At 41.8% G+C, this 13,870-nt stretch carries 9 protein-coding genes; 5 read left to right on the forward strand and 4 right to left on the reverse strand.

Going from position 1 to position 13,870, the window contains the following annotated elements; translation table 11 throughout:
- Positions 1–31 precede the first annotated feature (31 nt).
- Positions 32–7,504, reverse strand: a complete 7,473-nt coding sequence (locus H4K34_RS01565) for a SpvB/TcaC N-terminal domain-containing protein (RefSeq protein ID WP_210759082.1) — start codon at positions 7,502–7,504, stop codon at positions 32–34.
- A gap of 584 nt (positions 7,505–8,088) precedes the next feature.
- On the opposite strand from H4K34_RS01565, the gene H4K34_RS01570 reads away from it, so the two are divergent.
- From H4K34_RS01570 to H4K34_RS01580, 3 genes are all read left to right on the forward strand, one after another.
- Positions 8,089–8,595, forward strand: coding sequence for a hypothetical protein (locus H4K34_RS01570; protein ID WP_210759083.1), 507 nt, complete (start codon positions 8,089–8,091; stop codon positions 8,593–8,595).
- A 1-nt stretch (position 8,596) separates the two neighbouring features.
- Positions 8,597–9,178 carry an FEKKY domain-containing protein gene (locus H4K34_RS01575; protein WP_210759084.1) on the forward strand — a complete coding sequence of 194 codons (582 nt, stop codon included), beginning with the start codon at positions 8,597–8,599 and terminating at the stop codon, positions 9,176–9,178.
- Positions 9,179–9,278: 100 nt separating this feature from the next.
- A complete protein-coding gene (locus H4K34_RS01580) occupies positions 9,279–9,674 on the forward strand; it encodes a hypothetical protein (protein WP_210759085.1) in 396 nt (131 codons plus the stop codon).
- A gap of 65 nt (positions 9,675–9,739) precedes the next feature.
- On the opposite strand, the gene H4K34_RS01585 is transcribed toward H4K34_RS01580, so the two are convergent.
- Entirely contained in the window at positions 9,740–10,045 is a 306-nt protein-coding gene (locus H4K34_RS01585; RefSeq protein WP_210759086.1) for an OmpA family protein, read from the reverse strand.
- Between H4K34_RS01585 and H4K34_RS01590 the strand changes: the two genes are divergently transcribed.
- Entirely contained in the window at positions 10,044–10,190 is a 147-nt protein-coding gene (locus H4K34_RS01590; RefSeq protein WP_210759087.1) for a hypothetical protein, read from the forward strand. The two genes, H4K34_RS01585 and H4K34_RS01590, sit on opposite strands and share 2 nt — an antisense overlap.
- A gap of 49 nt (positions 10,191–10,239) precedes the next feature.
- Here H4K34_RS01590 and H4K34_RS01595 read toward each other — a convergent pair whose 3' ends face one another.
- A complete protein-coding gene (locus H4K34_RS01595) occupies positions 10,240–10,959 on the reverse strand; it encodes a response regulator (protein ID WP_210759088.1) in 720 nt (239 codons plus the stop codon).
- Positions 10,959–12,872 carry a histidine kinase dimerization/phosphoacceptor domain -containing protein gene (locus H4K34_RS01600; RefSeq protein WP_210759089.1) on the reverse strand — a complete coding sequence of 638 codons (1,914 nt, stop codon included), beginning with the start codon at positions 12,870–12,872 and terminating at the stop codon, positions 10,959–10,961. Before H4K34_RS01600 ends, H4K34_RS01595 begins: the two co-directional genes overlap by 1 nt.
- A gap of 167 nt (positions 12,873–13,039) precedes the next feature.
- Between H4K34_RS01600 and H4K34_RS01605 the strand changes: the two genes are divergently transcribed.
- Positions 13,040–13,861, forward strand: coding sequence for a maleylpyruvate isomerase N-terminal domain-containing protein (locus H4K34_RS01605; protein WP_210759090.1), 822 nt, complete (start codon positions 13,040–13,042; stop codon positions 13,859–13,861).
- Positions 13,862–13,870: the final 9 nt, after the last annotated feature.

Raw genomic sequence — 13,870 nt, forward strand, 5'->3', positions numbered from 1 at the left:
TTAAATGCTATTGTTCAATATTCCCTTAGCCTTACATAGACTCTTCGAGCTTAAAGCCAGCTTCAATCCTGAGTGTTCTAATCACTTCTCGTCTAATATCCAGGTATTCTTTTCCTGAGTTACTATAAGTTCTTCGGGTACTTTTATCTTCCGGATAGGGAATTAGAATCTCAGAACCTAAACCTTCTTCCGCGGCTATTCTGGCAATCACGCCTGTTGGTATAGTGGGGTGGAAATCTGTAGTTGAAAGAAAGAGGGGCACCGGATCTTCCATGCCTTTTATGGAAAGCATAACCTCGCGGATGAGTGCCATATCCTCCTCTTTCATTGCTGATTCTGAGCGAGGAAAAGTGAAGATCACCCCTTGGAAAGGGGTCCCAGTAATTTCCGATATACTTGCCAGGGTTCTATCCGACTCGTACAGTGGTAGCTTGGTGACATCAAAGTCCCTCGTATACTCATAGATTTGTTTTTCCCATCCCTTTTTGATCTCATAAGGTTGGCGTATAACTATGGGATCATGCTTGGTTGATGTTGTTTCCCACTTAAATTGAGTATGAATTACCGGGGCGTCTACTTCAGGTTTAAAGAAGTGATTGTCAGCTTTAATTACTTCTGGTAACTCTTCTTTATCTGCTCCCCCTGAACCAATCACGGTAAAATAATGCCGTACGCCCGTCTTCCTAATTAGTGATCTACTTTGATGCCCTGATGTTCGGATCAGAGAATTCCCAATGTATTTAGCTGTCATCCCCACCGCTTCAAACCCGTACTTGATCATTCTACCATCTGGGTCGTGAAACTTTATAGGATTAGACTTTACAAATGCGAAGACATTCATCCCGTCTACTGTTCCTGCGGGATCGGCCTTTATCCAACGTCCCAGCCATGGTGCATAATACCGGGCACCATAATAGTAAAGGCCCGTGCTGAGATCTCTTTCTTTTCCGGCATACCGGTATTCTTTCAACTGAACTTCAGCGCTGCTTTCGCCGGTAATTAGGGCCGTTCCTCCATAAGGGAAATACTCTTCGTAGCTAATTAATTGAGCTTGTTCATCCAGCTCCAGCGCCACACTGCCCAAATGATTACCCAATTGAAAACGAAACTGCCTGCTGCCTTCTTTACCTGGATCCTTCTTGTCTGTTGTTATCGTATAAATGATGGCAAGGCATTGTTGACCATCCATTACTCTTAAGCTGTGGCGTTCGAAGTTTAGATTGTTAGCGGAGATACTATTGCTGAAGTTTTGTTTCACTTCATAGTTATCGAGGTAAAGCTTTTGCTCAATTTGTGAAATGCTACCTTGATGCTGCCATTGCTCATTTACTTTACGGCTGCGCATTTCACGGCTGTCATAAACGTAATAGTCGGCATCATCCAATTCACCCGGACGGGTGATGGTGGCCGCTTTTACCAAGTTTTCACAACAGTTAAAGGACAATTGAACCGTTCCATTAATGATAATGTCCCGCATATTCCCCGATTCATCGTAGGTATATCCACTTAGGCGGTTGGAGTTCTCTTCAACCGGAAGCAATCGATTAACATTGCCAGAATTGGCAGTACGTTTCTTTGCAATGAGATTCCCGGAATCATCATATTGATAAGTGGCGGAATAGTTTTCCAACTTAGTACTGTCATTAATGGAGGGCGGAGGGCCATAGATACTTTCCATGAAGCTCCCCTCAGAAGCATTATTCTTGTACGTATTGGCATTAATTCCGATATGCTGCCGCCCTGTGGCCTTAAGGAGCCGGTACAAGGCATCATAACTGTAGTTTAAAATCGGATTTACCTTTTGATTGGCATGAAATACGGCCGCAATGCTATTATCTACAATCTGGCTTACGTTACCAACGGGGTCATAAGTGTAGTCTAGATCCTGTAATACTTTCGAAGCCTTATCGCCTATATAAGTGCTTTTAAGCTGGCTTAAGCGAAGTGTTGTCACTTCATATTGATAGCTAGACTGCACCCCGTTTCCATACTCCACCAAGCTGCGTTGCCCTTTTGCATCGTAGCTAATGTTATCGATTATGGATTGAGATGTTTGGTCGCTAAAGGAGGTATTGATGGATTTGAGTAGTCCCCGAAGACTGTAGTTTGAACTGATTTTTGACTTATCCGCTTTGGTTTCACTAAGGGTCATACCCAAAGCATTATATTCGAAACTACTGGTATATTTATCCGGATTTAAAGTGACAGGATTATTCCAATCTAGGGCTGTTTTGTACTCCGTGGCCATTTGCCGAGAGTTACTAAGCTCCTTAGCAAACATGGTGTAGCCCTGGTAGTTGATGATGCCTGATAGATCTTTCAGCTCTACTAATTGCCCCTTGAGATTATAATCTGAAGCATTGTTCAAACTGTCTCCATAACTAAATACTTCAACCAGATTAAAGGATGCATAATTGCTTACAAGTCCGGGGCTTTGGATCTTCTTTACATGAAGGCTTGTTTTTCGTTGCAATTGATCATAGCTGATCAACTGACAATAGGAGCGCGGACTCCAAGACCATAATTGATGGTTAAATAAGTTGCTTACATTATTCTTCGTTCCGGCATCAATGCTATCAATAGAGCTGGGCTCCTTGGCTCCCATAGCATATTGATAGTTAAAGTTGTAATAAGACTTAGCCTGACTGATATTGGCATAATACAAGCGCGGATCTATACTTTGAAGAACACGTCCTTGTATATCTGGAACATAATAGGAGAATAAAGCATTTTGCTTGAGCAGATCGGTGGTGGCTTCCAGCAGTTTATCATACTTTGTTGGTAGTTGCAATTTGAAGCCCGGCTGATAGGCCTGGAATTTCTCTGTAAGGAAAGTTAATGTAGGATGCTCGGTATCTGTTTTCAGATAAGCTGCGCTTTTCAAAGCTTGCCAAAGATCTTGGGAGCTTACAGAACTGCCTTTCACTATGCTTTCAAAGGCATCTTCAGCTACATTTCCAAGATTGTTCTCAATCTCAAATATTTTGTGACCTAAATTGTCTTGTACCTGCTTGGTTGGGGTATTGTAAAATTGAGCGGCTTGGTCCAGGGCTGCCTTTTCCGCAGCACCAACTTTGCTATAATTGTTTTGATAGTATTGAGAATCTAAAACAGTATCATCTTCATCAAAATGCCATACTTCCCAAGCAGTGAATTCTACCTTGGAGAAAAAGCCCTTTGGACGGTTGATTCTAACTACGCGCCCTAAGGCATCATAAATACTAACTGTGGGTGGTGGACCTGGAACTTGAGTTTCCGTCTGGTATAAAGGAGAGTTAATGAAATAAGGCAAATATTGCTCATACACCTTAGCCTTATTGTTCAAAACGCTACGACTGGTAGTAACCCAACGGTCCTGGCTAAGGACTTCAATCGGAGTTCCTGAGGCATTCCTCTTTAAGGTCCCGTCTGCTTCTCTAATGAAGGCCATCCCCTCGCTAGTCCGTACTTTACTTTCGACCACTTTTCCGAGTCCCCCCATATATTCAACCGTAGTTTGGCAATAAGGGCTGTTGTTCTTATTGGGCGAATTCCAATAGTTAAAAGCAAGCAATTCAACGGCACAAACCGGTTGCTGATGGCTTTCCCAGGTTTGGAGATTATAATAGAAATAGGAAGTAGCGCCTTGTAAGTAGTCTTTACAGGTCTTTTCATCTACCACTTTGGCAAAGGATACATCCTTATTAAGTTGGTATTCCGGACCTGTTCCCCCACTGGCATAAAGACTCATCCCACCGGTGTCCTTAGCATTTTCCTTACCCAAAATGGAGGTCACAATCACTTGGCCCAAGGGGTCAAACAAGACTTGATGTTTATTGTCATTAATGTCGGTCAATTGCCAAGGTTGAAGGACCTGGTAATCGATTTGGGCTTCGGTGGTATTTGAGTGGCTATCATCTAGCCATTGCATTGTTTTTACCTGAGCCAGACAGTAAGCGTCGTATTCAAGCGTTGTTTTAAGGCAAAGCGATTGGTCTTGAGGCTGACTTCCTCCCAAGCTGTCGATGGCAAAAGTGTTTTCTGCAGACCTGGGTAGGTAATAGGCCTCTTGGTCGAAGTAATGTTGCACCAGACCCTTATTCCACCAATATTCTGTAGTGTCATCGTAGAAATAGCCTCCATGCGTATATAGGAGATTACTTTCGGTAGACTTGTCTGAATATTCCTTCTCACTAATTAAGCGCCCACCAAAGACATTTACCGTAAAGTCTTTATCGAACACCGCTTGCTCTTTATGGTGCACTAAGCCAAGCGGTGAAATTTCACCCAGATTAAGAGGGGCTTTAAGTTGCATATCCCAATAGAAGGTCTTTTCCCAACTTAATTGCCGTGCCAGTACACCTCCACTCGCATGGCCACTATAGCTAATAATGTTCTTTCCATTGGATGGATTAATGGCAGCGGTTTGGGCCTTGATCTTTTCGAAGCTGAAGTAGCTCGCTCCATTTAGGGATAAACCATTAAGTTGAAAGTCCTGGGATTCGCATTGCTGATGACAATACAAATACCCGGAAGCCGGCTTTATATAACTTCTGAAAGTGATGCTTGCTTTAAGCTCTTGTTGCTCCGGATATACTATCGAATCACTTTGATTTCTTCGGGCTAAAGCAAGGCTGCAACTTTTAAGCACATTGCCGTATTGGTCTAGCTCTAAAGCAAACTCCTGTTGTACGCGCGGATCTTCTGGATTTCGCTCATAATGATAGCTGATGCTTTCATGAGGCGATACTAAAAAAACGGCATAAGGATGGTCGCCCAATGCCTGGTAAAGGCTTAGGTATTGGTTTGATTGACTAACAGTAAAAGGCTTTTGGGAAAGGCTGGGATTTTGATCATGATCTTCCCCATAAACCTCCGTCCGTAAGGATTGGCCACTTAAAGCAATATAGGCCTGCCGAACTGTTTCTGCACTTTGCTGATGGATTTCTGGATCGAAAACAGGACCCGGGAAATTATAAGCATCCTTATCACCCTGATAAAACTGTTTTTGATAGTAAGAGTAAACCGATTCATTTTGAAATGAAGCTCCGGTGTAATACCAATTTCTAGTGTATACTGGCGGAACAAAATTCTCCTTACTTATGGCTTTCGCATGAGTGGTTTGAATGGCCTCTTGTAATTCATTATTGTCCTCCGAGTCCCAAGATTCTACATAAGCAAAGCCTTTAAATTGGCGCTCGATAGGGTCGTAAAAACCATCATGGTATTTAAAGCGGCTGGTAAATCGAGCTCCGGTAACCTGATCCTTAACAATGATTTTTTCAACCACTTGTACAGGGAATGGAAGCTTTGTGATCCAGGGGGTTCCGGCTTTTTTATCTTCCAAATAAAATTGGGTGGAAGCTGTGTATTGAATTTCTGTTCTTGCCCCAAGACCATTCTCCACAGTATTGAGTAGATAAGGTTTTAAGCTAGCTTGCTTTTTCCCATCTATCTCTATTTGACCAATAAAATTGTAATAGTAATGCCTCGGCTTCGAATCTATTTTCGTGAATACCAAACAATTGGTACCATTACCCAAAATATCGGCAAAGCGGATTTGATCGATATCAGTAAATGCTTCCGGTAAGGTGATTTTGATTCCCTGGCTAAAGGAGTTCCCATTTTGATTAAAAAACACCTCCACATATTCCGAATGGGCATAAATTAAATCGGTGGTTCCAGAGCCATCAATATCTGATAAGAACAATCGATTCTTATCAAACTGATTTCCAAATTGAGGGGCATTGCCCAAAGTGATTTTAGGGGCAAAATTTCCATAGCCTAAATTCGGCCAGCACTCTACCGCACCGTTGGCAATGCGGATACGATGCGCTGATCCATCGCCAAATAGATTGCTATAACTTACTAGCTCATGTTGGTAGTTCCCTTTGGATGAAGGAAAACCATCCTGTAATGGAATTCTTATTGCGGCCTCAAAACCTTCTAATCCAATTGATTCTAAAAGGACTAGATCGCTATCTTCCACCGACAAGAGATCGGTCTTGCCATTATTGCTTAGGCCTACAGACTCTAGCAGAGGAAGGTCTATTTCGCTGGGCATGGCATCAAAGGGCTGGAAATTGCTCCAAACACCCTTTTGGTTTCTGGAATAATAGCCCTTTATATTCCCCTTTTCTGTAACCAGTTCCAATGAACCATCACCGTTCAGATCCTGGAAACTGACGGTACTTCCGATGGCATTATCTATCGGAAAGCTTGATTCTACCTGAGGTGCACTGTATCTTCCTTCACCCTCTGGCGATAAGTACATCAATGTATCCTTACTGTACAACAAGCCTGAAATGCCTTCCCGATCTAAGTCAACCGGCAAAAAATCATGTGCATTAATGTATCCAGGAATAGAATTGGGATCTGCCTCGAGTTCACTAAACTTGGGAGCTTCGGGAGCCGTAAATTCAGAAAAGCCGAATGTCAATGAAGGCATGGCTTGTATGTCGTAATGATCTGCTGCTTTTTGCCCCTCTCTTCTATACCCTTTAAGTACTACCTTTTTTAGCATGGAAGGCCCGATGCATGCCACTCCCTGATATTGTTGGATGACATCATATTCAAAGTCAAGGCTCTTTACCAGGCACGGATCACCAAGTTCTGCCTCAATGCAATGAAATACCAGTACTTGTTGGCACAATCTTGTGGTCCGGATTTCAAAACCGCTGGAAAAAGACGAAAAGGAATCTGGCCTATAATTCCAGCTGCTACTTGGTAGAAAAGGATTCTTATTGCTTTTGTTAAGCTCAGAAATGTCGTACTCTCCGTAATTGAAGATAAGATTAAAGGCAAATTTTTCCTTCCGTGATGAAGGATCGAGATAATTGCCATAACGGATGCTTTGAATGTATTTGTTGTTGTATACATGTCCTTGCGTCCAAATCTCTTGAGGTACTTGATCTAAGTTATCGGCTTTGTAACTGTAAAGTATTTTATTGCCTTTGGCATCGGTCGACTGACTGATTAGCCATTCGAATATTTGATAGGGCTGGTCAGGATTGTAGATGCAACAGTCTTGAGAAGTTCCAAACAAGGAACTTTGGTTTGAGCTGTTGATTACTTCCCAATAAGAGCTACTATTATCCGGCTTAACATGATGTTTGATGAGTGAAAAGGGGCCTTCTACTCGAAGGAAGTATTCACATACATTAAAGCCATTGGAATCTTGATAAACTGCCTTATCACTTTTAACTAATTCCTGACCATTGAACAGATAATTATCATGGCCATCGTATTTGGGAATACCCAATGAAGTACGAATACTAATTTTGGGAATCGATATAGAAAAACCCAAACCAAAAATGCCATTTCCAGAGCCCGAATTGTAGTTAATGGATAGTTCAGGTTCAAATCCGCGAGACTTTGCTAAGGGTATTGGAATTGAAAAGCTACCAGTCCCGGTGAACCTATTGGGTTGGAAGGTATCACCTATACTTTGAATCGCTCCTCCCCCTTTGGGAATGCTGATTTCCGTAACATTTAGAGAGCTTTTATTGTTTGATCTATCTTCCATCGAGTTTCGCGATTTAGAATAGATTAAAACGCGATATCTCAAAGCTTTAAAAACTCACATCTTTATACAATGAGGGGAAACCCCCATTTTTCAAAAATGGCTTTTTAAGGAATTCAAAGTGGAAATTACGATTACATTAATGGTACTTTTTAATCAGTTATAGACGCCTACAGCTTAGGTCTGAAAACGGTATGTCCCTAAATAAAATTCCTTTCTTTTTTAAGATTAATTAAAATTGACTCTTAGATCTTTTAAACGGCTTACTGATACAGAGTCCTTACTCGATCTAGCGACCTTAGGTGACAGGGCTATTTTTGGAAGGAAGATGTGTTTTTACAGCCTAAACTCTAAGCCTAATTTTTAGCCTTATTCTTAAGCTTCTCAAAATCAAATCGTGAATCTGGTTCAAACTTTGACTACTCTTCCTCAATGCTGTATTTTAGAGCGACCTTAAATGATTTATGCGATTCTTAATGCTGAGCCGGGAAAGACATTTTAATTAACCTCTAAAATGTCTAAGCTATCTCAAGGGCATTCTAATTCTAAAACTCAAATCTGAATTGAATCTGTTTATAAGCATCAAAATGAAAAAGCTCCTTATCCTATTAATCATTATCCACGGACTTAGTAGCTGCCAGGAACCCCTCCCTATGAATTTGAAAAGGGATATGGTGCAGTCTGACACCCTCTTTATTGGTGCTGGAATTAAATTAAGCCCTCCCTATCAAATTGTGTATAAGCCGGTAAACAAAATTATGCTGGACCAGGGGCGCATCTACCACAATGACAGCCTGTTCTTTAGTTTTGATCTAGGCCTTAGGCTAGTTAATGAAAACGCCGAAGTTGATCAATGGATCCTTAGGGATACGATAACTAGTTCGCTCCAAAAGGATACCCTTATCTTTAATTGGTACCAAGCGAACAATGTAGATTGGCTTTCAATTCAATCTTCCGAAGGGAGTCTAAGTGATAGCAAACACTTTATTATTTATGGTTCCAGCCCAATGGGATCAACGAAGCATGAAAACTTAGCTTTTCTTTTTTCGGAAATGAGGAAAGCGGTGCTATTGGATTTTTTTAGACTTGAATAATATGAAATATCATTTCAGCCTATTCCTTTTTACGGCCTTGCTAAGCAGTTGTTTCGGACAGGTAGGCAAGCTTTCCGGTAGAATTCTTTCAAAACTGGGAAACAAGCCCACAATGGAATCCGTTTGGATTCAGGATAGTGAGAATCAAATCTTCACTCAAAGTGACAGCCTAGGCTATTATTCCATAGACAGTTTAATAATGGCTAAGAGCTATACTTTTCAATTTTTAGCATTCGGCTATCCAATTACCGAAAAAACAGTTCAAATCACCCAGGCCCACGACAGTCTTAACATCATTCTAAACCCAAATTGTAGCTACGACTCCTTAAAAGCCCATCAAGATTGGCAAGAAGGAAAAGCGCGCTTATTGCTAATTGGATCAATTGCACCTCGCGCAAATTCTGAAGCGGATCAGAATTTTGAGAAATCATTTAATATCGAATATTATGATTTTGGCTGTACCCCACCGGCTTTAGATTGTGTGATCGATTATAATAAACAGATATTCAAACTCTTGGACAGTAAATATGGTGATCTTTGGCGCTCAAGAGTTAGAGCAGATGTAATCGGACTTAAGCACTAGGCTGTACTAATACCTTCCTTAATCTTGAAAATATCTAACAGAATCTGAATTATAAAAACCCTAGTTCTTAAAGCTCCTTAGAAAAAACAATAAATTAAATATGATAAAAAACCTCCCCTTAATGCTCCTAGGCTTAGTAATGAGCATCACAAATGCCTGCAAAGAAGAAAGTAAAGATAGTATAGTTGGTACATGGGCCTATTCCGAATTCACCCCTGTGGATTCTAATTGTGAATCAGTTGATACTGATTATCCAAACTTGAACTACACCTTTAGGGAAGACGGATCTGCCAGCCTCAATGTGCAAGACATGCTATTGGAAGGTAAATATGAAGTAGATTCAGTAGGACTACGATTATTTGACTTTAATATGGAGGGTGAAAAATTAGATCGGGAGGAATTCCTGAAAATCCACCAATTAGGCTCCAATAAACTAGAATTTAGCATTGATGCCGATTGTGGCCAGATGCTGCTCATCTTTGAGCGTAAGGATTAAAGCTCCTAAAAAACGAAAAGCCGTCTCGGCTTAGCCGAGACGACTTTTTCCCCCTCCGGTATCCTCTACTGCAGAATAATCCGGACTCTACGATAAAGAAAATCAGGTTTGGTTTGCTCTTGAATCTCGCTTTCGGGGCGAATAACAATCTTCCTTCCACTAATCCCCTGGCGCATCAAAAAATCCTTTACCGTTTCTGCCCTTTTTAACTTCAGGGCATCATTGTATTCCGTTGGGCCTGTATTGTCGGCATGCGCCTCCAAAACATAAAGCTGGGCATTTCGATTTCCATTGTCATCCAACCACTCAAATAAGCGCTGGGCCTCCAGAGTTTGGATACGATGACTGTCAAATTCAAAAAATACCAACATGCTCGCCGGAATTGGATTAGTTTTGATTCCCATGCTGAGAATAGTGCTTATTCCCATTTCTGTTCAATTGGTAGTGATAAAGGGAATTATCGAGAAGCAAATTAGCCTCGATTTCAACACTTTAGAAATAATTGTTACGAAATAGTACTCAGCTGTTCTGAACCCATAGATTTCTGTTCAGAAGCTTGTGAACCTTAGTCGATAGCGAACTTTTTAAAGAGCTCATCCCGATAAGACTGTCCAATCGGAATTTCATCGCCCTCTACCTTAATACAATGGGAATTAATGCCTTGCATAAAATCGATGTTCACGATATAAGAGCGGTGTACCCGCTGAAATTGGGACGGTAAGGTCGATTCAAACTCGCTCAGGCTCTTGCGTATTACATGACGTAATCCATTCACCAAATAGAGCTCCAGATAAACATGATCACTCTTGATATAAAGTAAATCCGAATAGCGGAGTTTCTGATAGAAGTTCTTATCCTTCACAAAGAATACATCCGGATCGGAAGATTGCTGCTCCTCATTTTGCCCCTCCTCCTGGGGAGCATCTAAGGCCATTTCAATCGCCGCAAATAGATCTTTCTTACCAAAGGGTTTGATTAGGTAGGCCGCTGGTTTTAAAGGCTTGGCCCTGCGCAATGTTTCCGACTCTGCATTGGAAGTTAGAAAGATAAAGGGGAAATCAAATTCCTCGCGATAGACCTGAGCCAGATCAATACCGTCCTTTTTACCTGCTAATTGCACATCTAACAAAGCCAAATCCGGCGATTCATCACGAGCTTGGGCCAGGGCCTCAGTATAGTTAATTACCGGCTCCAGAGGTTGATATCCCAATTCTTCCAAGGTATCGTAAATGCTGTCTGCAATCACGATCTCATCTTCCACAATTTGAATCTTCAAAGTGCTCATCAGGCAATTTCTCTCCTTTGATCGGTATTCTTAAACTCAATTTTGAAACAGGCCCCATCCCGGTATTCGTACGCTACCCTGCCATACAATTGCCTACTTAAACGCTTTATCAAGCGTAAGCCCAAGCTACGACTCTTCTCCCAGTCCATACCTTCGGGTAGGCCATTTCCTCCATCACAAAATTCTAAATAATAATGATCATCCCGAGGAATTAAACGAATAATTAGATGAAGCTCTCCCTCATTATCCTGACCGTATTTATAAGCATTGGTCACCAATTCATTCAAGATCAATCCCAAAGGAACCGCCGTGTCAATATCCATCATCAATTGCCCTTCCGGTAAATCATATTCACATTGGGCTTGCTTTTCCTGCATAGCTCCATTCTGCTCAATGAGCTTGAGGATAAAGTCCTTGATATCAATCAGGCTCAAATCTTCATTCTGATAGAGCTTTTGGTGAATTAAGGCCATGGCCTTTACCCGCGATTGTCCATCCTCAACCGCAATTAAAGCCTTGGGATCGGAAATCGCCGAAGACTGTAAATCCAAGAGACTGCTAATCACCTGTAGGTTGTTCTTCACCCGATGGTGAATCTCCTTCAACAAGATTTCGCGCTCCTCATTTTGCTGACTAATCACCGCATTCGACTTTTCCAGCTCCTGTAAAGAGCGGTTCTTTTGGCGATAAAGGCGGTAGCTATTCATTCCAAAGGAGATAATCAATAAACCCGCACCCGATAAGATATAGATGATCAATTCCTGGGTACGCGCCAGTTCTTCTTGCTGCTGATTGGTCTGACTTAAAAACTCAATTTGGGCTTCCTGCTTACCACTTTCGTATTTGGTTTGCAGTTCGGTTATCACCTTTTGCTGCTCAATATTGTAGAGGGAATCATTGAGATCAATAAAGGCCTTGGCATAGTGAATAGCTTGCTCAGATTCGCCCAATGCATCGTAAGCCTTGTAGAAAACTTCATTGGCCTTGCGCATCTGATGTAGAAAATCCAGCTCCTCGGCCAGGCTATAGCTTTGCTTGGCATACTCAATGGCCCGGTACAATTCCCTTCGGCCTATGCTATCGCGCTCAGCGCCCATCACCAAATTAACCACCGCTAGATTTACGTAAATGAATACCTTAAAGCGTTGTCGGCCATCCGGCGGATAGGAGTTCAGGGATTTTAAGAATTCGGCCTCCGCAGCCCGCAGCTTATTCTGTTTTAGATAGATCAGGCCAACATAGGTAGGATAAATAGCAATATAGGATTCATGGCCCAAGGCGGTATACCAATCCAAAGCCAGATCGTAATATACCTTGGCCGAATCGTATAAACCAAATTCATAGAGTAAGCCTCCAATTTGGTAAAAACGCATGGCAGCGCGATTACTATCTCCACCTTCTTTGAAATAATCCAGGGCTAATAAAGAATGTTCGATGGCCTTATCAAACTGCTTGAGCTCCTGAAAGCAGACCGCTAAATTCCCATGCGACTCCGCCAAAGAGATAGGCCCCAATTGCAAGGAATCTTTGATAGAAAGGGCTTTAAAACTATAGTCATTGGCTTTCTGATAGCGTCCCCGATATTGATACATGATCCCCAAATAGGTGTAAACATCGGCCAGCTCTTCCGCATTCTTTAATTGACGCGCTAGATTCTCGGCTTCCAAACCATAAAGGATTGCTGAATCATTCTGCTCCTGATGTATATAATAACGCATCATATCCTTCACAATAAGCAACTCCTCCTGCGAACCAGGCAGTACATTTTGTCGAGCTGTTTTTAAAGAATCGAGATCCAGGCTATAAGCTCCAAAGGGAAGTAATAGCAGAGTGAGAATAATGGGGATAAAAAACCGGCGAATAATCATGTTCTCCACAAATGTAAAGGGAATTAAGGAAAACTGAGAAGGCATTGCTTTAATGCCAAGCATTTTATATCTCAAGATCGGTGAATTTAATCCTGATACTTCGAGGTACTGAATAAAAATCAGCTAAAGCTTAAATATTGCTTAATAATCAAGTCTAGCCTGAGCTCCTAAAATGACGCATCTTTATATGTGTAAATTTTAAGGAGAGCCTGATGATACTTTTGATAAATAAGTTTCCGGAATTAGATAAAAAGCTGATCGATTTACTCGAAAGCCTAGAGCCGGAAGAATGGCATAAACAGACCGTAGCCAAGCTTTGGAATGTTAAAGATGTGGCGGCTCATCTATTGGATGGGAATATTCGAAACCTCTCCATATTGCGAGATGGCTATATGGGCTTAAAGCCCGAAATCAACTCTTATCAGGACCTCCTCGACTTCCTGAACGGACTTAATGCCGAATGGGTACAAGCCATGAAAAGAGTGAGCCCCTCCCTCTTAATTGATCTTCTAAAACATACGGGCAAACCTTTTAATGACTATTACGCCAACCTGGATCCCCATGCCAAAGCGCAATTCTCCGTGGCTTGGGCCGGAGAAGAGGAAAGCAGCAATTGGATGCATCTGGCGCGAGAGTACACCGAAAAGTTCTTGCACCAGCAGCAAATCAGAGATGCAACGGGAAGGCAAGGCCTTATGACCGATGAATACTACCTCCCCTTTTTGGAGGTATGTATGTACGCCCTAGCCCATACCTTAAGAGAGACCCCCATGGAGAAAGGCAGTGTTTTAAAAATGAAAATTGTGGGGGACATTTCCGGCGAATGGCTCGTTCAATACAATGGCGAAAAATGGCTCAGAATAGAATCAAACCCAGATCTTTCCATAGAAACCGAAGTCCGTATTGACTCCTACGCCGCCTGGAAACTCTTTTCCAAAAGTCGGAGAGCCAAAGACCTCAGTGATCAGATTGAAATTAGTGGCAATCAGGCTTTGGGCGAGAAAGCCTTAGAGATGGTGTCTTTTATGGCTTGATAAAATTTC

Source organism: Croceimicrobium hydrocarbonivorans, assembly GCF_014524565.1.
GTDB lineage: Bacteria > Bacteroidota > Bacteroidia > Flavobacteriales > Schleiferiaceae > Croceimicrobium > Croceimicrobium hydrocarbonivorans.

Bases quoted from the DNA above. Each gene is read 5' to 3' on its own strand.
- H4K34_RS01605 (WP_210759090.1), top strand. From the start codon at position 13,040: ATGATACTTTTGATAAATAAGTTTCCGGAATTAGATAAAAAGCTGATC.
- H4K34_RS01565 (WP_210759082.1), bottom strand. From the start codon at position 7,504: ATGGAAGATAGATCAAACAATAAAAGCTCTCTAAATGTTACGGAAATC.
- H4K34_RS01600 (WP_210759089.1), bottom strand. From the start codon at position 12,872: ATGCCTTCTCAGTTTTCCTTAATTCCCTTTACATTTGTGGAGAACATG.
- H4K34_RS01585 (WP_210759086.1), bottom strand. From the start codon at position 10,045: ATGTTGGTATTTTTTGAATTTGACAGTCATCGTATCCAAACTCTGGAG.
- H4K34_RS01575 (WP_210759084.1), top strand. From the start codon at position 8,597: ATGAAATATCATTTCAGCCTATTCCTTTTTACGGCCTTGCTAAGCAGT.
- H4K34_RS01580 (WP_210759085.1), top strand. From the start codon at position 9,279: ATGATAAAAAACCTCCCCTTAATGCTCCTAGGCTTAGTAATGAGCATC.
- H4K34_RS01570 (WP_210759083.1), top strand. From the start codon at position 8,089: ATGAAAAAGCTCCTTATCCTATTAATCATTATCCACGGACTTAGTAGC.
- H4K34_RS01595 (WP_210759088.1), bottom strand. From the start codon at position 10,959: ATGAGCACTTTGAAGATTCAAATTGTGGAAGATGAGATCGTGATTGCA.
- H4K34_RS01590 (WP_210759087.1), top strand. From the start codon at position 10,044: ATGCTCGCCGGAATTGGATTAGTTTTGATTCCCATGCTGAGAATAGTG.